The organism is Sphingorhabdus buctiana, from assembly GCF_042680825.1.
GTDB lineage: Bacteria > Pseudomonadota > Alphaproteobacteria > Sphingomonadales > Sphingomonadaceae > Sphingorhabdus_B > Sphingorhabdus_B buctiana.
Genome location: NZ_JBHUEL010000008.1, coordinates 108890 through 131201 on the forward strand (window position 1 = coordinate 108890; position 22312 = coordinate 131201).

General features: G+C 59.7%; 23 protein-coding genes. 12 read left to right on the plus strand and 11 right to left on the minus strand.

The window, feature by feature from the left end; genetic code table 11:
* Nucleotides 1-4 precede the first annotated feature (4 nt).
* The 4 genes from rsmI to ACFSAG_RS08795 are packed head-to-tail and all read left to right on the plus strand — an operon-like array spanning nucleotide 5 to nucleotide 2865.
* On the plus strand, nucleotides 5-886 hold the full coding sequence (gene rsmI, locus ACFSAG_RS08780; protein ID WP_381513640.1) for a 16S rRNA (cytidine(1402)-2'-O)-methyltransferase: 882 nt from the start codon (nucleotides 5-7) through the stop codon (nucleotides 884-886).
* The gene (locus ACFSAG_RS08785; protein WP_381513643.1) at nucleotides 883-1239 is read left to right on the plus strand and encodes a YraN family protein; all 357 of its coding nucleotides are present in this window, start codon (nucleotides 883-885) and stop codon (nucleotides 1237-1239) included. Before rsmI ends, ACFSAG_RS08785 begins: the two co-directional genes overlap by 4 nt.
* A gap of 18 nt (nucleotides 1240-1257) precedes the next feature.
* Nucleotides 1258-2226: a glutathione synthase gene (gene gshB / locus ACFSAG_RS08790; RefSeq protein ID WP_381513646.1), complete on the plus strand. Its 969-nt coding sequence runs from the start codon at nucleotides 1258-1260 to the stop codon at nucleotides 2224-2226.
* A 6-nt stretch (nucleotides 2227-2232) separates the two neighbouring features.
* Nucleotides 2233-2865: a DedA family protein gene (locus tag ACFSAG_RS08795; protein ID WP_381513649.1), complete on the plus strand. Its 633-nt coding sequence runs from the start codon at nucleotides 2233-2235 to the stop codon at nucleotides 2863-2865.
* Here ACFSAG_RS08795 and ACFSAG_RS08800 read toward each other — a convergent pair.
* The 4 genes from ACFSAG_RS08800 to rph are packed head-to-tail and all read right to left on the minus strand — an operon-like array spanning nucleotide 2822 to nucleotide 6231.
* Entirely contained in the window at nucleotides 2822-3712 is an 891-nt protein-coding gene (locus ACFSAG_RS08800; protein WP_381513652.1) for a tyrosine recombinase XerC, read from the minus strand. The genes ACFSAG_RS08795 and ACFSAG_RS08800 overlap by 44 nt on opposite strands.
* Nucleotides 3713-3725: 13 nt before the next feature.
* Nucleotides 3726-4886 carry a radical SAM family heme chaperone HemW gene (gene hemW, locus ACFSAG_RS08805; protein ID WP_381513655.1) on the minus strand — a complete coding sequence of 387 codons (1161 nt, stop codon included), beginning with the start codon at nucleotides 4884-4886 and terminating at the stop codon, nucleotides 3726-3728.
* Nucleotides 4883-5521, minus strand: coding sequence for an RdgB/HAM1 family non-canonical purine NTP pyrophosphatase (rdgB, locus tag ACFSAG_RS08810; RefSeq protein ID WP_381513658.1), 639 nt, complete (start codon nucleotides 5519-5521; stop codon nucleotides 4883-4885). The genes hemW and rdgB overlap by 4 nt, the downstream gene beginning before the upstream one ends.
* The gene (gene rph, locus ACFSAG_RS08815; RefSeq protein WP_381513661.1) at nucleotides 5518-6231 is read right to left on the minus strand and encodes a ribonuclease PH; all 714 of its coding nucleotides are present in this window, start codon (nucleotides 6229-6231) and stop codon (nucleotides 5518-5520) included. The genes rdgB and rph overlap by 4 nt, the downstream gene beginning before the upstream one ends.
* Nucleotides 6232-6312: 81 nt before the next feature.
* Here rph and hrcA point away from each other — a divergent pair, with 81 nt between their 5' ends.
* A complete protein-coding gene (gene hrcA, locus ACFSAG_RS08820; RefSeq protein ID WP_381513664.1) occupies nucleotides 6313-7353 on the plus strand; it encodes a heat-inducible transcriptional repressor HrcA in 1041 nt (346 codons plus the stop codon).
* 13 nt (nucleotides 7354-7366) lie between these two features.
* Complete coding sequence (gene grpE / locus ACFSAG_RS08825; protein WP_381513667.1) at nucleotides 7367-7969, plus strand: nucleotide exchange factor GrpE; 603 nt, start codon at nucleotides 7367-7369, stop codon at nucleotides 7967-7969.
* On the opposite strand, the gene ACFSAG_RS08830 is transcribed toward grpE, so the two are convergent.
* Together ACFSAG_RS08830 and ACFSAG_RS08835 are read right to left on the minus strand one after the other, a co-directional pair.
* Complete coding sequence (locus ACFSAG_RS08830; RefSeq protein WP_381513670.1) at nucleotides 7966-8430, minus strand: hypothetical protein; 465 nt, start codon at nucleotides 8428-8430, stop codon at nucleotides 7966-7968. The two genes, grpE and ACFSAG_RS08830, sit on opposite strands and share 4 nt — an antisense overlap.
* A gap of 46 nt (nucleotides 8431-8476) precedes the next feature.
* Entirely contained in the window at nucleotides 8477-9145 is a 669-nt protein-coding gene (locus tag ACFSAG_RS08835) for a CDP-alcohol phosphatidyltransferase family protein (protein ID WP_381513673.1), read from the minus strand.
* A gap of 129 nt (nucleotides 9146-9274) precedes the next feature.
* Between ACFSAG_RS08835 and ACFSAG_RS08840 the strand changes: the two genes are divergently transcribed.
* Entirely contained in the window at nucleotides 9275-10669 is a 1395-nt protein-coding gene (locus ACFSAG_RS08840) for an MATE family efflux transporter (protein ID WP_381513676.1), read from the plus strand.
* On the opposite strand, the gene ACFSAG_RS08845 is transcribed toward ACFSAG_RS08840, so the two are convergent.
* From ACFSAG_RS08845 to ACFSAG_RS08860, 4 genes are all read right to left on the minus strand, one after another.
* Nucleotides 10666-11823: a PrnB family protein gene (locus ACFSAG_RS08845; protein WP_381513679.1), complete on the minus strand. Its 1158-nt coding sequence runs from the start codon at nucleotides 11821-11823 to the stop codon at nucleotides 10666-10668. The two genes, ACFSAG_RS08840 and ACFSAG_RS08845, sit on opposite strands and share 4 nt — an antisense overlap.
* A 93-nt stretch (nucleotides 11824-11916) precedes the next feature.
* Nucleotides 11917-12495, minus strand: a complete 579-nt coding sequence (locus ACFSAG_RS08850) for a hypothetical protein (protein WP_374615200.1) — start codon at nucleotides 12493-12495, stop codon at nucleotides 11917-11919.
* Nucleotides 12495-12977: a vgr related protein gene (locus tag ACFSAG_RS08855; protein ID WP_381513682.1), complete on the minus strand. Its 483-nt coding sequence runs from the start codon at nucleotides 12975-12977 to the stop codon at nucleotides 12495-12497. The genes ACFSAG_RS08850 and ACFSAG_RS08855 overlap by 1 nt, the downstream gene beginning before the upstream one ends.
* Complete coding sequence (locus ACFSAG_RS08860) at nucleotides 12977-13462, minus strand: copper chaperone PCu(A)C (protein WP_374615202.1); 486 nt, start codon at nucleotides 13460-13462, stop codon at nucleotides 12977-12979. Before ACFSAG_RS08860 ends, ACFSAG_RS08855 begins: the two co-directional genes overlap by 1 nt.
* A 190-nt stretch (nucleotides 13463-13652) precedes the next feature.
* Here ACFSAG_RS08860 and dnaK point away from each other — a divergent pair, with 190 nt between their 5' ends.
* From dnaK to ACFSAG_RS08875, 3 genes are all read left to right on the plus strand, one after another.
* Nucleotides 13653-15557 (plus strand): molecular chaperone DnaK, encoded by a 1905-nt coding sequence (gene dnaK, locus ACFSAG_RS08865; protein ID WP_374615203.1) that lies wholly within the window; start codon nucleotides 13653-13655, stop codon nucleotides 15555-15557.
* 67 nt (nucleotides 15558-15624) lie between these two features.
* The gene (gene dnaJ / locus ACFSAG_RS08870; RefSeq protein WP_381513685.1) at nucleotides 15625-16749 is read left to right on the plus strand and encodes a molecular chaperone DnaJ; all 1125 of its coding nucleotides are present in this window, start codon (nucleotides 15625-15627) and stop codon (nucleotides 16747-16749) included.
* A 65-nt stretch (nucleotides 16750-16814) separates the two neighbouring features.
* A complete protein-coding gene (locus ACFSAG_RS08875; RefSeq protein ID WP_381513688.1) occupies nucleotides 16815-17708 on the plus strand; it encodes an MBL fold metallo-hydrolase in 894 nt (297 codons plus the stop codon).
* Here ACFSAG_RS08875 and ACFSAG_RS08880 read toward each other — a convergent pair.
* Nucleotides 17695-20037 carry a patatin-like protein gene (locus tag ACFSAG_RS08880; protein WP_381513690.1) on the minus strand — a complete coding sequence of 781 codons (2343 nt, stop codon included), beginning with the start codon at nucleotides 20035-20037 and terminating at the stop codon, nucleotides 17695-17697. The two genes, ACFSAG_RS08875 and ACFSAG_RS08880, sit on opposite strands and share 14 nt — an antisense overlap.
* A 197-nt stretch (nucleotides 20038-20234) precedes the next feature.
* Here ACFSAG_RS08880 and ACFSAG_RS08885 point away from each other — a divergent pair, with 197 nt between their 5' ends.
* Entirely contained in the window at nucleotides 20235-20894 is a 660-nt protein-coding gene (locus tag ACFSAG_RS08885; RefSeq protein WP_374615208.1) for a nitroreductase, read from the plus strand.
* Between the two features lie 44 nt (nucleotides 20895-20938).
* Entirely contained in the window at nucleotides 20939-22303 is a 1365-nt protein-coding gene (gene radA, locus ACFSAG_RS08890; protein WP_374615209.1) for a DNA repair protein RadA, read from the plus strand.
* Nucleotides 22304-22312: the final 9 nt, after the last annotated feature.

The window sequence follows — 22312 nt, forward strand, 5'->3', positions numbered from 1 at the left end:
GTCCATGTCCTCCGACCTTTATGATTATTCTGCATCTGAGCCGGAAAAACCGGCAAAGGCTATCGAGTCCGGTCTCTACATCGTCGCGACCCCGATCGGCAATCTGGCAGATATGTCACAACGGGCGATAGAAATGCTGCGCGCCGCCGATCTGGTGGCGGTGGAAGACAGCCGGGTGACAGGCAAATTGCTCCATCATCTGGGGCTGAAAAAGCGTATGCGGCCCTATCACGACCATAGCAGCGAGGCCGATCGGGACAGCTTGCTCGCAGCAGCGCGAAACGGGGTCGTGGTGCTGGTTTCGGATGCCGGAACCCCGCTGATTTCCGACCCCGGATACAAATTGGTGCGTGCCGCGCGCGAGGCTGGAATAACGGTCAGCACTGCCCCGGGGCCAAGCGCGGCGATTGCCGCTTTGTCGATCTCGGGACTGCCCACCGACCGATTCCTTTTTGCGGGATTTCTTCCTTCTAAAACAAAGGCACGCGCCGATGTGTTGGCAGAATTTACCCATGTAAAATCTACGCTGTTGTTTTACGAAAGCGGCCCGAGGCTTGGTGCGTCGCTGCAATCAATGGCGGAGATATTGGGGCCGCGCGACGCCGTTGTTGCTCGCGAACTCACCAAGAAGTTCGAAGAAGTGGTTTCGGGAACGCTGCCCCAATTGGCCGATCATTATGCTGAGGTCGAACCAAAGGGCGAAATCGTGGTCGTTGTGGGTCCGCCCACTGAAGCAGCGCACGAGGTAGGTGACTATGAAGGCGCGCTAAAGATAGCTCTGGAAAGCATGCCGCCCGCAAAGGCCGCAAAGGACATCGCCAAACGCTTCGGCGTTGATCGGGCAGAGGTTTACGAGCGCGCAATGGCCCTCAAATCGGGCGCATGAGTGGGCGTCGCGAACGTGCTGAACAAAGGGGCCGCCGTGGCGAAGCGATTGCTGCTTGGTGGTTGCGGCTGCAGGGTTGGCGGATCGTCGCCCAAAGGCTCAAAACCCCTTGGGGCGAAGTAGACCTCGTCGCCCGGCGCGGAAAGACCATTGCCTTCATCGAAGTCAAAGCCCGTACGAAGCAACTTGATCTGGCGACTGCGATTGACAGTTGGCGGCTGCGTCGCGTCGCCGCAGCGGCCGAACAATTGCTGCCGCGTTACGGTAAGGGTGCGGAAAATATGCGGATTGATGTGATATTGGTTGCACCTTGGCGCTTGCCGCACCATCTGGTGAACGTCTGGCACGGATAGAAAAGAAGAGGGCGACAGATGGGCTTGCGCGTTGCGGTGCAAATGGACCCGATGGCAGGGGTCAACATCAATGGCGACAGCAGCTTTGCGCTGATGCTCGCGGCGCAGGCGCGTGGCTATGATGTCTGGCACTATGAGGTCGGCACGCTCACTCTCGACGCCAATGATCGTCTGACCGCCTTTGCCCATCCGGTATACGACCTGCAGCGAGTAGCCGGCGCGCATTACCGATTTGGCGAACCCAAAAGGATCGATCTGGGATCGGACGTTGATGTCGTGCTGATGCGGCAGGACCCGCCTTTCCATGTCGGCTACATCACTGCGACGCATTTGCTTGAGCGGATCGAGCATGAGACTTTGGTGGTGAACAATCCCGTCAGCGTCCGCAATGCGCCCGAAAAGGTGATGGTGCTCGATTACCGTCGCTTCATGCCGCCGACGCTGATCACCCGTTCGACCGACGAGGTGCGCGCCTTCCAGAAGGAACATGGCGCGGTCGTCGTGAAGCCGCTGCACGGCAATGGCGGCAAGGCGATCTTCCGCGTGCCGGCAGAGGGCGACAATCTGGGCGCGCTGTTTGAGGTGTTCAACAGCACCTGGCCCGAACCGCATATGGTGCAACCCTTCCTTCCCGATGTGGCCAAGGGCGACAAGCGCATCGTGCTGATCGATGGCGAAGTCACAGGTGCGATCAACCGTCGCCCGGGCGAAGGCGAATTCCGTTCGAACCTGGCTGTCGGCGGCAGCGCCGAGGCAACCGAACTTACCCCGCGCGAGCAGGAAATCTGCGCTGCGATGGGCCCGCGCCTCAAGGAATTGGGGCTGATCTTTGTCGGCATCGATGTGATTGGCGGCGAGTGGCTGACCGAGATCAACGTGACTTCGCCGACAGGTATCGTCGCCATCGATCGTTTCAACGGCACCGACACGCCCGGAAAAATCTGGGATGCAATCGAGCTGCGCCTCAAGGAACGCAAAGCGAGCTGATCTCCTATGGAAGACTGGATAATCCGACTGGTCGATTGGGCCGGCTATTGGGGTGTTGCACTCCTGATGCTGCTTGAAACCGTTTTCCCCCCGGTGCCATCAGAAGTGATCATGACGGTCGCCGGTGTCTCCGCTTCGCGCGGCAATATGACGCTGACGGGTACAATTGCCGCGGGCACCGCCGGTGCGATGCTCGGCAACTGGTTCTGGTACTGGCTGGCGATCAAGTTCGGTGAAGCGCGGATGCATGTCTTCATCGATAAATATAGCCGCTGGCTTACGCTCGATTGGGAAGAGGTGGAGCGCGGTGAACGGCTTTTCGAACGCTATGGATCGACGATCGTTCTGGTCGCGCGGATGATCCCGACCCTGCGCTCGCTGATTTCGATACCGGCCGGCCTTTTCGGCATGTCTCTGCGCCGTTTCCTTGTGTTTTCCACCATCGGGACTGCGGGGTGGAGCGCAGCATTGGCGGGCGCTGGCTATTTCCTCGGCTCGCAGTTCGACGATGTCGAAAAATGGCTCGGGCCGCTCTCGACGCTGGTGATCGTGGCGATTGTCGTGACCTATGTGTGGCGGCTTGTTCGGTGGAAACCTAAGCCCGTGGATGCGCGTTCAGATACTCATCCAGAAGCATAGCGGTATCGACCGCGGTATAGACCTGCGTTGACGACAGGCTGGCATGGCCCAGCAATTCCTGCAAGCTGCGCAGATCCGCGCCGCCCGCCAGCAAATGCGTCGCAAAGCTGTGGCGCAGCGCATGCGGCGTGGTCTTTTCGGGCAGGCCAAGCCGTTTGCGCGCACCTTGGACCGCGCGGCGGATCAGCGCAGGGGATAATGGCCCGCCGCGCCGCCCGCGAAACAGCGGCTCACCCTTTGCAGGCGGGTATGGGCAGAGTTCGAGATATCCCTCGATCGCTTCGCGCACGCCATCGAGCAAAGGCACGATGCGAGTCTTGTTGCGCTTGCCGGTAACGCGCAGCGTCTGCCCGAGCGGCAGTACATCGCCGGTAAGGCCGGTCGCCTCGCTGACGCGCAGCCCGCAGCCATAGAGCAGCAGCAGCACCGCCCAGTCGCGCGCGCCGATCCAGCTATCGCTGGCGCTATCGGCAGCATCGCCCGCCAGCGCCAGCACCGCCTCGGGATCAACCGGCCGAGGCAGGCTGCGCTGTACGCGCGGGCCCTTGAGCGCGGGGATCGCGGCTTCATCGCCAAGCGCAAAACGCAGGAAATTGCGTACGGCGGATAGTTCACGCGCGGTTGAGCGGTTGGTGAGCCCATCGCCCCGTCTGTTGGCGAGGAAAGCCCGCAGGTCGGCTGCACCGGCCTTGGCAAGCGTAGTGCGGTTGGCAGGCTCACCCAGATGCTCGGTCAGGAATTCGCACAATCGCTCCGCCGTCGCCACATAAGCGCGCACGCTGTGAATCGACCGGCGGCGATTATCCGCAAGGTAGGAACGATATTCGGCGATCAGCGTATCGGCCATGGCGGCGATGCTATCAGGCGTCGGGCGTCGGCTCAATCGCAACGATTTGCGGCAGGATGGCGTCGAGCAACGGGAAGCCTTTGGGAGTGATAGCCAATTGGAATCCCTCCCGATCAGCAAAGCCGAGTGCCTCAAGCTTATCCACAGCGGCCCAATCAACCAAATCACCGGAATCGATAGCAAAACGGTCGCTCAGTGCGGAGATATCCACACCCTCGCGCAGACGAAGGCCCATCAGCAGCGCCTCCATCGCTTGTGTGGCCGGATCGAGCACGGTTTCGCTTTGCAGGCCATGCGCGTTGCGTTCGATGGCGGAGAGGAAATTCTCCGGCTTGCGGTGCCGCTGCGTCGCCATTCCGGTTCGCCGTCCATGCGCGCCGGGCCCGATGCCGACATAATCCTGGTAGCGCCAGTAAGCGAGGTTGTGGCGGCTTTCCTGCCCGGGGGCGGCGTGGTTGCTGATTTCGTAGGCGGGAAGGCCGGCTGCTTCCATCCGCGTCTGGGTCAGCTCATACAGATCAGCCGCTGCATCATCGTCGAGTGGTTGCCATTGCCGTTTGGCGACATCGGTGGCGAAGCGGGTGCCGGGTTCGATGGTCAATTGGTAGAGCGACATGTGCGTGGTGCCAAAGCCGATGGCGCGCGCCAGTTCGGCATCCCAGGCCGCAGCCGACTGGTCGGGTCGGGCATAGATCAGGTCGATGCTGACCCGCCCGAAATGCCGTTGTGCGGTTTCGAGCGCGGCGAGGCTTTCATCCACCCGGTGCGCGCGGCCCAGAAATTCGAGCACCTGATCATCAAGCGCCTGCAAACCGAGCGACACCCTGTTTACTCCAGCCGACGCCAGCTCTGCAAAACGTGCCGCCTCGACCGAGGAGGGGTTGGCCTCAAGGGTGATCTCGATATCATCCGCGAACCCCCAATGCCGCTGTGCCGCATCGATCAGCGCAGCAGCTGTTTCGGGTGGCATCAGTGAGGGTGTGCCGCCGCCAAAAAAGATTGAGCCCAGCTTGCGTCCTTCGGTCAGCCGCGCCTCATGTGCGAGGTCGGCGAGCAAGGCTTTGCGCCATGCCGCCTGGTCCACCTGATCACGCACATGGCTGTTGAAATCGCAATAGGGGCATTTGGAAATACAGAATGGCCAATGGATATAAAGGGCCAGTGCCTCGCTCAAAACAATGCCTCGACCAACTTGCGGAAGGCATCGGCCCGGTGGCTCATCGCGTGCTTTTCAGCGGGATCGAGTTCGGCGAAAGTCTGGTCGTGGCCCAGCGGCACGAACACCGGATCATAGCCGAAACCCATCGTTCCGCGCGGTGGCCAGGCAAGCGTGCCCTGCACCCGGCCCTCGAACACTTCCTCATGCCCATCGGGCCAGGCGAGGGCGAACGTGCAAGTGAAGTAAGCGCTGCGATCGACATCGGGGCCCTGCTCGGCAAGTTTTCCCTCGACCTTGCCCATGGCGAGATACCAGTCGCGCCCCGGGCCGCCCAGGGCCTGCGCCTCGAACCATTGTTTCTCGGCCCAGTCCGCGGTGTAGACCCCCGGCGCTCCGCCGAGAGCCGCCACGCACAAACCGCTGTCGTCGGCTAAAGCGGGCAGGCCGGAGGCCTGTGCCGAGGCATGCGCTTTTAGCAACGCATTCTCGGCAAAGGTCGTGCCGGTCTCCTCCGGTTCGGGCAGGCCCAGATCACCCGCCGACACTGGTTCGATCCCGAAGGGTTCGAGCAGCGCACGGATTTCGCGCACCTTGCCAACATTGTGGCTGGCTATGACCAGTTTTCCGGGGGACAGCTTTCTGTGCGTCACTTCACCGCATCCGCCTGTGCAGCGAAGATACGGTCGCAGCCCATCCGCGCGAGGCGGAGGAGACGGAGCAATGCTTCCTCGTCATAGGGTGCGCCTTCGGCGGTCGCCTGCGCCTCGGCAATCTTGCCACCTTCGATCAGCACGAAATTGGCGTCGGCATCGGCGGAGCTGTCTTCGATATAATCAAGGTCGAGCACTGGTGTACCCTGATAGACGCCGCAGCTTATCGCAGCGACGCGGCCGGTGATCGGGTCTTCGGCCACCTTGCCCTCGGCCATCAGTTTGTTGACCGCGAGGCGCAGCGCAACCCATGCGCCAGAGATTGCTGCGGTACGCGTGCCGCCATCGGCCTGCAACACGTCGCAATCGAGGGTGATCTGGAATTCACCCAATTTCTTGAGATCGACAACGGCGCGCAAAGAACGGCCGATGAGCCGCTGGATTTCCTGCGTGCGGCCCGATTGCTTGCCCTTGGCTGCTTCGCGCTGGCCACGCGTGTGCGTCGCGCGGGGGAGCATCGAATATTCGGCGGTCACCCAGCCTTCACCCTTGCCGCGCAGCCATGGCGGAAGCCGGTCTTCGACGCTGGCGGTGACAAGAACGCGGGTGTCGCCAAAGCTGATGAGGACGCTGCCTTCGGCATGTTTGGTGAAGCCGGTTTCGATTGCAATGGTGCGCATTTCGTCTGCGGCACGGCCTGAGGGACGCATTTTATTCTCCTGATACGGGGTTTGCGAGCGCCATAGCTTGGCAGCCTTGCTTTGCATAGCAGGCACGCTAACTATTAGGCTGTGAACAGCCAGCCCATATCTGAACTTAATGATCGCACGCGCACGATCTTCCGGATCGTCGTCGAAAGCTATCTGGAATCGGGTGCGCCGGTGGGATCGCGAACGCTGTCCAAAATTGGCGGGCTCAACCTTTCGCCGGCATCGATCCGCAATGTGATGCAGGATCTGGAAGAGGCTGGCTTGCTCGCCGCGCCGCACACCAGTGCCGGGCGCATGCCCACCGAACAGGGGCTTCGCCTGTTTGTCGATGGCATGATGCAGGCGGCCGAGCCCACGGCGGACGAGCGGCGGGCGATTGAATCGCGCATCGAAACCAGCGGCCCGATCGAAAGCGCATTGGCGGCGGCGACAGCCGCACTCTCCGGCCTTTCGGCCTGTGCTGGCGTGGTGATGGTGCCGAAACGGGAAACGGTATTGCGGCAGTTCAGTTTCGCGCGCCTTTCGGGCACGCAGGCGCTGGCGATCATGGTCGGTGCCGATGGAAGCGTTGAGAACCGTCTGGTCGAAATCACACCGTCGGTAAGCGATGGCGCACTGGTTGAGGCGGGAAATTACATTAGCGCGCGGCTATCGGGGCTCACCTTGTCCGAAGCGCTTGCGCGGCTCGATGCCGAGATACGCGGGCAAAAGGCAGCGCTCGACCAGGCAAGTGCGGAGCTGGTGCGCAAGGGGCTGGCGGTCTGGTCACTCGACGCCAATGACCGGCCGGTGCTGATCGTGCGCGGGCAATCCAACCTGCTCGATGAAACCGCCGCCGATCTCGATCGCGTCCGTCAATTGCTTGATGAGCTTGAGAATAAAGAAGAAATCGCCCGCCTGATCGATAGCGCGCGTGAGGCGCAGGCGACGCGCATCTTCATCGGTTCGGAGAATAATCTTTTCTCGCTTTCGGGCTCTTCGGTCATCGCTGCGCCCTATCGCGATCAGGGCGGCAAGATCGTTGGTGTGGTGGGCGTAATCGGCCCCACCCGCCTCAACTATGCCCGCATCGTTCCGATGGTCGATTTCACTGCACAGGCCCTCAGCCGCTTGATGAAATGAAGCGAGCGCCTATATGCGCGTGCAACAAAAGACATTCGGGGCGATTATGAACGACAAGGATAATATGGACGCAGCGGCTGAACAGGAACTGGAAGGCGTGCCCGAACATCTGAAGGGCGACGCTGGTTCTGCTGACAGCGCAGCGGAGGAATTGAACAAGCTGGCAGCCGAGCTGGAAACCGCGCGGCAGGATATCCTCTATGCACAGGCAGAGGTGCAGAATGTGCGTCGCCGCATGGAGAAAGAAGCTGCTGATGCGCGCGCCTATGCCGCGACCGGATTTGCCCGCGATATCCTATCGGTTTCGGACAACCTCACCCGCGCTCTCGAAGCCATCCCCGCCGAAATGCGTGAGGATGAGAAGATGAAGCCACTGGTCACCGGGCTGGAAGCAACCGGCCGCGAGCTGGAAAGTGTTTTCGCCAAGCACGGCATTAGCCGCATCGCCGCAATGGGCCTGCCGCTTGATCCCAACCAGCACCAGGCTATGGTCGAAATCCCGACTGCGGATGCCGAGCCGGGCACCGTGGTTGCCGAAATGCAGGCGGGATACATGATCAAAGACCGCTTGTTGCGGCCCGCGATGGTCGGGGTGGCTAAGAAGCCGGACGCCTAATTTTCGCGAACGGCTTGGAGGTATCTTTTAAGTCGATCTGCAAGACTGGTCATTTTCTTGAGTGCGTTGGCGCGTTGAGCAGTAGTTAGCATCATAACTTTCTGACCATATTCTTGGTCTCCGCCCGCATGGGCAAAGGCCACAACGTGGTCACCTTCGAGCGCCATCAACCTCATGGCAGAGTGTGCAAGATAAGCCCGAAGTTCGATCAACGGCAAAATTTCGTCAACAATTGCAGAGAGTTTCTCGTCGCATTCATAACCCGCGTTGGGCTGCTTTAATGCAATGGCAACGGCCTTGAATTGGTGAGGCACTGCATCCGCAGGTTTTACGGCAAGAAATGTCCGACGGAGTCTGGTTTCGCAACGTGCAGACTGGTCAAAAAATTTGCTACGCCAAATGTGACATTCATCTTTTGGCGTCGTTACGGTCGGTGAACAAGTATCTCTAGTAATATCCATAGAAACATTTTGACGCACAACCAGTGAATGTTAAGTAAAAATTGCGTCACCGACCCTTACGGAACAACTCGACTCCCTTTTGCGTCGTGTGAAATACAAAAATACTAGTCAGCAAAAAGCCCAAGACCACGGCATAAATATCAAATGGTGAGAACAGCTGGCCTGCAACCGGCCAGTGAATGGCGGCTTCGGGCCCGAAAACATACATGCAGATGGTCAGCACGATCAGCATCATTCGCACCTCGGTCGGGCCACCGCCCAGATAGGTGAGGTTCATCACGCCGAAAATCTTGGCAGAGATGAAGGTATGGATCGACAGGAGCAGGTAACCGCTCAGCCCGAAAAGCGCGGTATCCATCCGCATATAGGGGCTGAGGCCCATACCCAGGATGAACAGCGTATTGGCCAGCGCATCGAGGCTGTGGTCGATGAAATAGCCGTAATTGGGGCGTTCGATCTTGCGATAGCGGGCGACGCTGCCGTCGAGAGAATCCCCGAACCAGTTGAGGCAATAACCAAAAACCGAAAGCCACAGCCAATCGCGGCCCCAATTGCTCGCTATGTAACCAGAAGCAATCAGTACCGCCCCGAAAAAGCCCAGGGCCGTCAGCCGATCCGGCGTCCACCACAGAGGCAGGCGGGCGCAAATCCAATTGAGCAGGCGGCGCTCGACGGCGGCTGTCAGATTTTCCTGGATGCGTTTTGGAGCGGTCACTTATTCTTATCCTTCCAGCCCACCCCCATTTGTTGCGCTTTTGTTACACGCCAAGCAAAAGCGCAAGTTGTAAAGCGGGAAGCCAAGGGCCCACTAGCCGCAGGGAATTTGCTGCGCTATTCGAACGACATGGCCACAGCGGCAATCCGTCAGGACCGCCAGTCCCCCTGGCGCGACGAGTTTCGTGCGACGATGGTGCTTGCTTGGCCGCTGATCCTGACCAACGTGACCATGGTCCTGATCAACTCGACCGACGTTTTCCTGCTCGCGCGGCTCGGCCCCGATGCGCTGGCTGCGTCTGCCCTCGGCACGGGCATATTGTTCGCGATGATGCTGGTCGGGATTGGCATCGTCATCGCAGGGTCGCCGTTGATGGCGGCCGAGCTTGGTCGCAAATCCTATTCGGTGCGCGATATCCGCCGCACCTTCCGCCAATCAATGTGGTCAGCGACATTTGTTTGTATCCCGATTTGGGCGGTGCTGTGGTTCACCGGCGATTTCCTGGCATGGGCGGGGCAACCTGAAAGGCTTGCCGACGACACTGGCCAGTTCATGCGCGCCATCATGTGGCTGTTATGGCCGCAATTGGGTGTGGTCGCGTTGCGCAGTTTCATGGCTGCGCTTGAGCTGCCCAAATGGACGATGGTGGCCGGTTTTGCTGCCGTGGTGGTCAATGCGGTGGTCAATTATGGCCTGATTTTCGGTCATTTCGGCCTTCCGCGTCTGGAATTGGTGGGTGCGGGTATTGGCAGCACGTTGACCAGCCTGTTCCAGTTCCTCTTCCTCGCTGTGATCGCAATGCGGCATCCGAAGTTCCGCCGCTATCATCTTTTCGGCCGCTGGTGGCGCGCTGACTGGCAGCGTTTTGCCACGATCTGGAAACTGGGCTTTCCCATCGGCCTGCATATGGGATTTGAGGCGATGGTCTTCGCCGCCGCGATTTTCCTGATGGGCTATATCAGCATTGAGGCCGCGGCGGCGCACGCGGTGGCGATCCAGATTGCATCGATGACCTTCATGGTGCCGATGGGCCTGGCACAGGCCGCGACGGTACGGGTCGGCTTGGGCTATGGCAGGCGCGATGCCGAGGCGATCCGCCGTTCGGGATGGACGGCCTATGCACTAGGCGTGGGGTTCATGACAGCAATGGCAGTGTTGATCTGGGCGATCCCCGGAACGCTGGCCGGTTTCTTCCTCGACTCCGAATTGAAAGGCAATGCAGAGGTTTTGCGGCTTGCCGTTTCGTTCCTGATCATCGCCGCGATTTTCCAGATCGTCGATGGCGCGCAAGTGGTGGGCACGGGCATGTTGCGCGGGCTTCAGGATACAACCTGGCCAATGCTGTTTGCTGCGTTCGGATATTGGGTTGTGGGGCTGGGCTTTGGTGCCTGGCTGGCCTTTTACCGGGGTTATGACGGCGTAGGTATATGGATCGGCCTTGCCCTCGGCCTTGGAATTGTCGCCGCATTGGTGCTCAGCCGGTGGCTGATGCGCCACCGGCTGAACCTTGTTCCAACGGTTTAGATTGTCTGGGCGCGATTTTCGTCGCGATGCTTTTTCAGATATTTCATGAACGGCGTGCCGCCGGTGCCGACATCGGTATCGTTGCCCGCGCCTGACGGGGCCTGCTTGTTGATATAGCTCGCCGCATATTCAAGGTGCCGGGTGCGGAAGCGCGCCACCTGTTCGACGCAGGCATTGAACGCATCCTTGAGCGACTGGTTTTGCGTCTTGGCGAAATCGCGCAGGGTGCTCGCATCGCGCACCGCTTCGATAAAGCGGCGATGCCGGGGCGGGCGATAGGCGTGCAGTTCATCGAGGAATTCACGCAGCGGATCGCTTTCGTGCACCACCTGGAACAGCCCGTCCATCGTCGGCACGATCGAGCTTTGCGAACCCGTCTGCCCGCGAAAGGCCTGCGGCTTGCCGGCATATTGGGTGACGCCTTCATAGATCAGGCCTTCGGGCATCGCCGGGTTGTTTTTCCAACCGTGGATATAGGGACGGACGCGCTGGTAATAGATATAAGGATCACAGCGTTCGGGCATGCGATCGAAATGCGCGTTCATCGCATCCCAGACGCCATGCATCTGGACCAGCAAATCTTCGACCTTTGCAGCATCCTGCTGTGCGGCCGCATCGACCAGTTCGGTCGCCAATTGCAGCGCACGGCCAGCCTCTGCCTCAATCGCGACATGGACGAGGACGAACCAGTTCTCATCCTGCCCGCCGAGGAAATTCTGGTGCATTGCGATGTTATCAAGGCTGATGGCGCCGCTCTTGTCGAGCCGGTACCAATTGTCGAGCACATAGCCCGAATAGGGCAGCAAAGGCGGCAGTCCCAGATGGTCGCCAATGGCGCAGATCGGAATGGCGAGGTTCGCGGGAAGGGTGGTCGGCGCCTCTGCCTCACCCCAGACATAGGCCTGCACGAGGAAGCTGTAATGCACCATCGCGGTGCGCACCTGTTCGTCGCTGGCGCTCGCAAGGAAATGCGCCATGTCGGGATGCCCTACCTGGCGAAGGAAATGCCGCACCCGGCCTGAGGTGATCAGCCCCGAAAGGCTGGCCGCCGCATCGAGCATTTCATCAAAGCCAGAGGGCAGTTCGATGCCATCGATTTCATAGGTTGAGAGAAAGCCACGCTCTGCAGTGAGGCCGAAATCTTCAAGTTTCATGGAAGTCTCTTGGGCGAGGTGCGGGTTGGGCCACCTCTGCCAAATTGGTATCAAATGAAACTTGTTGGCGCAAGCTGGACTATGGCGTCAACCTCATATCAGATAGACCGCAGCGTAGCGTACAATCAGGGCGCTCAGCACTATGATATTCATGACTTTCGATTTGACGAAAAAAGCCGCCGTCATCAGCGCGATCAAAACGGCGGTCAGTATCAGTGCCTGCGGATTGACCAGCCGTGCGTACAAAGTTGGTTCGGTGAAATAGAAGGTCAGCTGGACGAGTAGCAGAGCGAACAGCATTCCCAGCACGATCTGTCGGACATGGAAATAATGTGGATCAAGGTCACCATTTTTCGGGATGGATTCGGGGAAAACAAGGTGTGCGGCGAGGTAGTAAGCGCTGGCAAACAGCATCGTACCCATCATCCAGCCACCGGATACGGCGATGATATCGCGCACTGCCCATGCGGCACCCCAAAAGGATAAAAGATCGAGCATCACAAACAGGCCGAGCAACGGCGTCAGCCAGCCGATCCGATATCCTGCCTTCGCCTCCTCATCGACATGCAACCGTGCCTTGACTGTTCGTCCAAGCCCGGAAAGCAGTTCGACGAGCGAGAGGCCGAGAAGCAGGCTGTAGAGCGAAAAAATGAATTCAAATTGCGACATCATTATGCGCCTGCCTTCGCTCTAAATGGCAATATGCCCTCATATTGCGCCAAGGGCGGCGCACCGGGGACCTGCGCCTTGTTCTTTAGCAGGAAATAATGGCGCACGATTTCAGCCTGCTGTTCAATGCCATAGCGTTCGAGGGTCCAGCCCGGTTTCAGGCTGTAATCATAGCGGCAAAAGGGATGCCGCTTTAGCGGCAGGAAAATGCCCTTCTGGTGCTGCCACACATGCACCAGTTCATGGATGAAAAGCCCCCGCAGCTTGAGGTCGCGGTCGCAGAAATCGTCGCAGAACAGGTTGCTGCCGGGGTGGAACCACAGATGGCCGTCGGGGGCCATGGTGATCCTGCGCGGCTGGAACCACCACCATTTGCGTTTGTGGATCCGCACCCGCGCATAATCAATCGCGTCGTGGAATATGGATCGCGCAAGTTCAATCTCGCGCGCCGTCATTGGCCGACCGGAAGGGTGCGGCCCGAACATCAGTGGCCGCTATGGCCGGTTTTTTCATCAGGCTCGCGGCCGTCCATTTCCTCTACTCGCGCTTTCACGACGATGCGTTCATTGTTGGAGAAGAGGAACTGCGCCTCCACCTCGCCCAATCGGCGACCGACCAGATTGACGCCCCAGACCATCACATGCTTGCCGCCCTGCTTGAATTCGACCTTCCCATCCGCCGGGATCAGCACACGGTCCAGCTTTCGCATCGCCATCACCTTGGTTTCGGGATCGACCGCGCTTTCGTGCATTTCAGTGCGCAATACCGAACGCGAGGTGACGGACATCAGGTAAACATCGGTCGGCCCGCCGCGGACGGTGAAGTACATTGCCGAGGGATTGCTATCCACCGGGTTCAGTTTGATGACTGCGTCATGCACGCGAAGCTGCGGGGTCGGGCCGCAACTTGCGAGGAACGGGACCAGCAAGGGCGCTGCCAGCAGGCCAAGTCTTGCACGCATCTTCAACATATACTCGCTCTCTCCGGTTCGACTTTTCCGTTCAATAACGGGGCATTGCCCGCCTTTTTGACAATGTAGGGAGGGCAAAGCCTTGTGCCAAGCAATTTGCCACCTATATCGCCCTCGCATGTTTGGCAGCGGTGCCTGATGGGGCCGCCAGCCATAGACAGGGCTAATCTAGTTATCGGGGTAATAAATAATGGCAAAAGTTATTGGTATCGACCTTGGCACCACGAACAGCTGCGTTGCTGTGATGGAAGGCGGCCAGCCGAAGGTTATTGAAAATGCGGAAGGCGCGCGTACCACGCCGTCAATCGTCGCCTTTGCGAAAGATGGTGAGCGCCTGATCGGCCAGCCCGCCAAGCGCCAGGCGGTGACCAATCCGGACAACACGATTTTTGCGGTGAAGCGCCTTATCGGCCGCCGCTTTGACGATCCCATGACCAAGAAGGACATGGAACTCGTCCCTTATGACATCGTCAAGGGCAAGAATGGCGACGCATGGGTCAAGGCCGGCGGAGAAGATTACTCCCCGTCGCAGATCAGCGCCTTCACCCTGCAAAAGATGAAGGAAACGGCAGAGGCCTATCTAGGCGAAACCGTGACGCAGGCAGTCATCACCGTGCCCGCCTACTTCAACGACGCACAGCGCCAGGCAACCAAGGATGCCGGCCAGATTGCAGGTCTTGAAGTGCTGCGCATCATCAACGAGCCGACCGCGGCAGCGCTGGCCTATGGCCTCGACAAGGATGAGAACAAGACAATCGCGGTCTATGACCTTGGTGGCGGTACCTTCGACATCTCGATCCTCGAAGTGGGTGACGGCGTGTTTGAAGTGAAGTCGACCAACGGTGACACCTTCCTGGGCGGTGAAGATTTCGACAGCAAGCTTGTCGAATTCCTCGCAGCCGATTTCCAGAAGGCCGAAGGCATCGACCTGACCAAGGACAAGCTCGCGCTGCAGCGCCTTAAGGAAGCTGCGGAAAAGGCGAAGATCGAACTTTCTTCGGCGCAGACGACCGAAGTCAACCTGCCGTTTATCACGGCTGACCAGAACGGTCCGAAGCACCTCGTCAAGAATATCAGCCGCGCTGACCTTGAAAAGCTGGTCGACGACCTGATCAAGCGCACGCTCGACCCTTGCAAAAAGGCGCTTGCCGACGCTGGCCTCAAGGCCGATGCGATCGACGAAGTCGTGATGGTCGGCGGTATGACCCGCATGCCCAAGGTCCGTGAAGTCGTGAAGGGCTTTTTCGGCAAGGAACCGCATGTCGGCGTGAACCCTGACGAAGTCGTTGCCATGGGCGCTGCCATTCAGGCGGGCGTGCTGCAGGGCGACGTCAAGGACGTGCTGTTGCTCGACGTGACCCCGCTGTCGCTGGGTATCGAAACGCTGGGCGGCGTATTCACCCGCATGATCGACCGCAACACGACGATCCCGACCAAGAAGAGCCAGGTCTATTCGACCGCGGAAGACAACCAGAATGCGGTTACCATCCGCGTCTTCCAGGGCGAGCGCGAAATGGCTGCGGACAACAAGCTGCTGGGCAATTTCGACCTTGTCGGCATTCCGCCCGCACCGCGCGGCGTCCCGCAGATCGAAGTGACCTTCGATATCGACGCCAACGGCCTTGTCAGCGTGACTGCCAAGGACAAGGGCACCGGCAAGGAACAGCAGATCAAGATCCAGGCTTCGGGCGGTCTGTCCGATGCTGACATCGAACAGATGGTCAAGGATGCGGAGCAGTTCGCCGAAGAAGACAAGAAGCGCCGCGAGGCAGCTGAGGCGAAGAACAACGCCGAAAGCCTTGTCCACACGACCGAGAAGCAGCTCGAAGAGCATGGTTCGAAGATCGATGCTGGGCTGAAGTCTGAAATCGAGGCTGCGCTTGCTGAAACCAAGACAGCCATCGAGAGTGGCGATGCTGAAGCGATGAAGGAAAAGTCGAACGCCCTTGCCCAATCGGCGATGAAGATGGGCCAGGCGATTTACGAACAGGAGCAGGCTGCAGGTGCCTCTGCTGCGCCTTCGGAAGAAGCCCCGGCGGATGACAATGTTGTCGATGCCGAATTCTCCGAAGTCGACGAAGACAAGAAAGACTGATGATTACCGGTGGCCGTCACACCCGCACGCAGCGTGGTGACGGCTGCACGATGGAGGGACATCGGTCGTGAGCCTCGACATAGATTATTACGAATTGCTCGAATGCGAGCGGACGGCGGATGAAAAGACGCTGAAATCCGCTTATCGCCGCATGGCGATGCAATATCACCCGGATCGCAATCCCGGGGATGCTGACGCTGAAGCACGTTTCAAGGCGATCAACGAAGCCTATGAAGTGCTGAAAGATCCGCAGAAAAGGGCAGCATATGACCAATATGGTAAGGCTGCGTTTGAAAATGGCGGGATGGGCGGACGTGGCCAAGGCGGCGGTTTCAGCGATTTCTCCGACATTTTCGAAAGCTTTTTCGGCGATGCCTTTGGCGGCGGTCGGCAACGCGGGCCAGTGCGTGGTGCCGACCTGCGCTATGATTTGGAAATCAGCCTAGAAGACGCGTTTCACGGACGCACCACCGAAATCGCGATTGATGTCGCCGCGAAATGCGACGATTGCGATGGCAGCGGTGCCAAACCGGGAACCGGCTCTCGCCGATGCAATCTGTGCGGCGGGCACGGCAAGGTGCGCGCGCAGCAAGGCTTCTTCGTGGTCGAACGAACCTGCCCGACCTGCCATGGCCGCGGCGAAGTCATCGAGGATCCATGCCGCAAATGCGGCGGTGAAGGCCGCGTCGATGTGCGGCAGAAAATCGAAGTCACCATCCCGCCCGGCGTCGATGAAGGCACCCGCATACGCGTAGCCGGAAAGGGTGAGGCTGGGCCGAATGGCGCGCCAGCGGGCGACCTCTACATCTTCATGCATATCGCGCGGCACAAGGTGTTTGAGCGCGACGGAACAACCTTGTTCTGCCGTGCGCCGATCAGCTTCACGACCGCAGCCTTGGGTGGAGAGATTGAAATCCCGGGGCCCGATGGCAGCAAGCACAATGTGACCATCCCCGAGGGCATCCAGTCGGGCAAGCAGTTGCGCGTACGCGGGGCGGGCATGCCGGTGCTGCAAGGCCGCGGCAGGGGTGACCTTGTCATCCAGATCGATGTCGAAACACCCACGCGACTGTCCGCACGGCAAAAGGAATTGCTGCGTGAATTCCGCGAAACCGAGACCGGCGAAGAATGCCCGCAATCGCGCGGTTTCTTCGACAAGGTCAAGGAATTCTGGGACGATCTCACCGAATAGGTTTCGCTCGCAGTAACAACCAGTCCGCGCTAACATCCGCCCCATAGTCGAACAGGAGGCGGAAGATGTTCAAACGCGGACTTTTGGTTGCAGCAACTGCACTCGCACTGGCAGCCCCCGGGCAAGCCCAGCAGGATTTCAGCAAGGTTGAGGTAAAATCCGAAAATCTGGCACCCGGTGTTTCGGTGTTGTTCGGCGCAGGCGGCAATATTGGCGTTTCGCATGGCGAAGACGGTACCGTGTTGATCGATGACCAGTTTGCGCCCTTGACCCCCAAGATCCAGTCAGCGGTTGCAGCGCTGGGTGCAAGCCCGGTCAAATTTCTGATCAATACCCACTGGCATGGCGACCATAGCGGCGGGAATGAGAATTTCGGGAAGGCGGGCGCCGTGATCATGGCGCATGACAATGTCCGCGTGCGCATGGCAACCAACCAGAAAACGCCTTTTGGCGAGGTCAAGGCGAGCCCCAAGGTGGCACTGCCTGTCATCACTTATGCCGAGGGGCTGAAGCTTCACCTAAATGGCGAAGAAGTTCGCGTCATATCGGTTCCACCCGCGCATACGGATGGTGACAGCGTGGTCCACTGGACCAAATCGAACGTCATCCATATGGGCGATCTCTTCTTTCACAAGATGAGCTATCCCTTTGTCGATCGCAGCAGCGGCGGCGATGTGCGCGGCGTAATTGCGGCGGCGGACAAGGTCTTGGCCATGGCGAATGACCAGACCAAGATCATCCCCGGCCACGGCGCAGTTGCTAGCAAGGCCGACTTGCAGGCCTATCGCGACATGCTGGTGGCGATTGTCGGCAAGATTGAGGCAGCCGTAAAAGCGGGCAAATCGCTTGAAGAAGTGAAAGCGATGAAACCGGCGGACGGCTTTGGTGTGAATCCCAGCGGTTTCATCACCGCCGACCGGTTTGTCGAGATGGTCTATGGGACTTTCAAACCGGCTTGATCGCCGCAATCTCCGCGCGCAACTCCTCGATCAGCGGCTGGATGCGTTTCAGTCTGGGGGCTTCGGCCTCCAATACGGCTTCGAACGCCTTCTTTTTCAGCGCCAAGACCTCGGCCTGCTCTGCAGATAGCGTACCCGGCATCGAGGAAAGCACGATATCGACCAACCGGTCGATGCCGTGCAGGCGGCCCCACAGATAGTCGTTCTCGCGATAGCTGCGGCTGAAGAAGGCACCGAAATTGTTGAACTCGATACCCTTGAGCGTGGCGGCGGCCCCGCCCTTGCGGATCGTCGTGGCATCATCGGGGGAAATGCGATCGACCTTGATCGGGTCGAATTCGTCCAGCCCTTCGCCCTGTAGCAAGGGCAGGGTTGCAATGTCGTAAAGGATATAACCCAGATAACCCATCAGGATGGAGCGGGTCGCTGCATCGGGGACATTGGCGAGCGCAGCGTTGAGCGCGGCGTCGGTTGCTGCGTCGGCAGCCTCCAGATTTCGTCGCGCCGCCAGCATGTCCAGCAATGCGCCAGGGTTCTCGACGCCATGGCGTACGGCTTCGGCCACATCGACGCCAAGATATTCGGCGGTTTCAACTTCGAGGAAATGGGCGAGCGAGGCGTAAATGGCCTGCCGCAACCGGTCTGCAACTGCCACGGGAACATCGGCCAGCACCTCAACATCCTCGGCCAGTTTGCGGGCGATGAAGCGCAGGCGGCGAATGCGGAAGCGCACATCCTGTTCACGGAAAAAGCGCATCGATGCAGCGGCCATGACCTTGCCCTTGGGGCCCGTAATGCGGTCCAACCCTCGTCGGCAGATCTCGCCCCACAAAGCCGCGCGCAGTTGGTGGCAATGGTCAGTCGGGGCATCGGGGCAGACGCGGCGCGCGGTCGCCACGATTTCATCAAGCAACCCCGTCATTCGCAAATGGGCATAAGCGGGATAGCTATAACCCGTCGCCAGTGCCGATTTTTCGAGCATCGTCAGCCGCCATTTGTGCAGTCGCTGCGGCGTCGGCTTGGTCAGGAACCATGTCTTGCCAAGCATTGTCTCGATCATATGCTCGACCTCGACCTCCAGATGGTCGGTGATTTCGCGCATGCGGGCAATGCGCTCGGAACGCATTTCGATGGCGTTCAGACTGTCGCGGATCGGTTGTTCGCGCGGGATATCGGATGAGGCACCAAAGATTGTTGCGAAAAAGCCGGGTGCCTTGCGCGGGCCATCGGCGGCGCGATTTCGTCCGCGCACACGGAAACTGGGCATGCCGGGTTTGGGATCGATATAGACGAAGCGGCGGTCGACTTCGCGCCGCGCAGGCCGGTTGCGCAGCGCTCCAATCGCCTGTGCGAAAGGCGCATTGGCGAGCACCGAACCATCAATCAGGAAGCTGTCTTCGATCGTTCCGGCTTCAAACTGTTGCGGCAATATGCGTTTCAGGAATGCGTCGCGACCATTCCATGCAATCGAACGGGCCAGCAGCAAGCCATCGAGTTCACGCACATTGAAGGGTGGAAAAGCCCCCGGAAAGCTTGCGGTCGCGCGCGCGGCAAAGACAAGCTCGGCGGGGGGGGCAAGATGCCCCGGATCCTGCCCGCGGGTCGAAAAACCGATGGTGATGCGGTGTTCGGTCTCGCTGACGTCTGATGGGCTGTTGAGGCGCAATTTCTCGCGATGGCCGTGGAAATCAGTGACGGTAACGAACAGGTCGAGCGGCTGCCCGGCGGGCAATAACGGCCGCGTGACGCCTTGCTGCTTCATGGCTTGTAGCGCGTCGAGCAGCAGCGCGGAAAATCCGGTGCCGCCAAATGGTGGCTGGAACCATCGGGCGCGGACAAAGCCTGACAGCTTGGTGGCTACTTCGTCTTGCGCTTCGCTTGAAACGGTTTGCTCGACAGTGCCACCCCGCCTGCGCAACACGGCCCAAGCAATCGGTGCAGCCCAGAATTTGGAAAATCGAGACAGTGGGCGCGCATCGGGATCGAGCAGCACCTCGACATCGGCATTTTGCAGCCAAAGGTCGGTCAACGGTTCGAGCGATTGCCCGGTAACCACTGCCTGCGAAAGAAAAACTCCGTTGATCCCGCCCGCGCTGGCCCCGGCGATGATATCGGTCAGTACACGCAGCTTGGTTCCGGATTTCGCCTCGATGAGCTGTAGCAGTTCGCGATACACATCCTCGCTGCCGCCGCCTGCCGGCTGGTCTTCGAGGAAGGCCCTGCTGGCGCGCACAAGGTGCCAGATTTCGCGCGTGATGCCGTGCATGTAGACCGCAAGGCTCACCCCGCCATAGCAGATAAGGGCCAGCCGAAGTTCCTTCTCGCGCATACCCAAGATGTGGCAGCGCGGGGCAGGGGGTGCAAGCCTTTGTCTCCGCTTTGGTTGGGAATGCGCTCAAAGCAGACATCGGCCACTACAGGTATTTTAGCAGTTGCGGGATTTAATCGATCGGTTAAATCGGGCGGCGAGGAGTGTGCGGCGCTGTTCAAGGCAAGCCTGGCTCCAAGCAGAATAGGGGAGAAATTATGAACGTATCTGAAGCCGTTGCCACTCGTCGTTCCATCCGGTCATTCCTGGACAAGCCCGTGCCGTTCGAAGTCATCCAGCGCATCCTGGAAAAGGCGCGCATGGCGCCATCGGGCTGCAACTTCCAGCCATGGGAAGCGCAGGTTCTGACGGGTGCGCCGCTGAAGGCGCTGCAGGAACGGCTGATGGCTGCGCAGCCTGATGATCCGATGGACTATGATTTTTCCGAACCCGGCAAGTACGACAAATATAAGGCACGGCTACAGGCCGTAGGCGCTGCCATGTATGGCGCGATGGCAATTGCCCGAGACGATGGCAAACAGCGTGCCGATTTTGTCCAGTCAAACCTCGTTTCCTTCGGTGCGCCGGTGCTGCTGCTCTGCCACTTCCCCAAATTCATGAAGGAAGCTCAATGGTCCGACACGGGCATGTGGTTGCAGACGATCATGCTGCTTTGCCGTGAGGAAGGCCTCGATACCTGCCCGCAGGAATATATGGGCATGTATGGCAAGACGATCAAAGACCAGTTGGGGCTTGGTGAAGATGTGCTCCTCTTCTGCGGCCTTGCTATCGGCTATCGCGATGAAAGCGACTCGGTGAACGGTTTTGAGCGTGAACGTGTGCCTTTGGACGAGCAGATCACCTTCCACGGCTTTTGATTTTTACGCTGGTGTTCCACCTATGTTCTGATACATAGGTGGGCATGGCGAAACCCAAAAAGCGATTTGTCTGTCAGGAATGCGGCACCGTCGCGCCGCGCTGGCAGGGGCAGTGTGAAGATTGCGGTGCGTGGAACAGCCTGGTCGAAGAGGCTGGCGCGACCGTATTCGAGCTGAAACATCATCTGCAAAATGGCGGGCGCGATGTCGGGCTGGTCGGGCTCGACAGCGATATCAAGCTGCCCGATCGGGCCTCGACCGGAATCGCCGAGTTTGATCGCGCCTTAGGCGGCGGCCTTGTGGCCGGATCGGCGACATTGCTGGGCGGCGATCCGGGGATCGGCAAATCGACCTTGCTGCTGCAAACCGCGGCCAACCTTGCAAAGCGCGGACTCGACGTTGCCTATATTTCGGGTGAGGAGGCGGTCGATCAGGTACGGCTGCGCGCGCGGCGGCTGGGGCTGGGCGATGCGCCGGTGCAACTGGCGGCGGCCACATCGGTGCGCGATATCCTGACCACGCTTGGCGGGGCAAAGCCGCCCGCCTTGCTCATCATCGATTCGATCCAGACGATGCACAGCGACCTCATTGAAGGCGCGCCGGGAACGGTGAGCCAGGTGCGTGCCTCGGCGCAAGAACTGATCCGTTTTGCCAAGGAACGCGGCACTGCTTTGGTGCTGGTGGGCCATGTCACCAAGGATGGCAGCATTGCAGGCCCGCGCGTGCTTGAGCATATGGTCGATACCGTGCTCGCTTTTGAAGGCGAACGCAGCCACCAATATCGCATTCTGCGCGCCAACAAGAACCGCTTTGGCGGCACCGACGAGATTGGCGTTTTCGCGATGGCCGACAGCGGCCTTGCCGAAGTTGGCAACCCCAGCGCGCTGTTTTTGACCGATCGGGCAGAGCAGGTGACCGGGGCGACAGTTTTTCCCGCACTCGAAGGCACGCGGCCGGTGCTCGTCGAGATTCAGGCACTTACCGTGCGGCTATCGAGCGGGGCCACGCCCCGCCGCGCGGTTGTCGGCTGGGATAGCGGGCGACTGGCGATGATCCTCGCGGTGCTTGAGGCGCGGTGCGGGCTCAGCTTTTCGACGGCAGAGGTCTATCTCAACATTTCGGGCGGCTATCGGATTTCTGATCCGGCGGCGGACCTTGCGGTGGCCGCGGCGCTGGTGTCTGCGCTGGCCGAGCGTCCGCTACCCTCCGATGCCGTGCTGTTTGGCGAAGTTTCGCTGTCCGGCGAAGTCCGTCCGGTGGCGCATGCCGGGCTGCGTCTGAAAGAGGCGGCAAAGCTCGGTTTCCAGCGCGCGTTGGTGCCGCCGTCGGTTCAGGATACGGGCGGAATGGAACTCAAGCAGTTCCGCACGCTTGCCAATCTCGTTGACCATATACTCGGGCGGGACTAACCAAGCGGC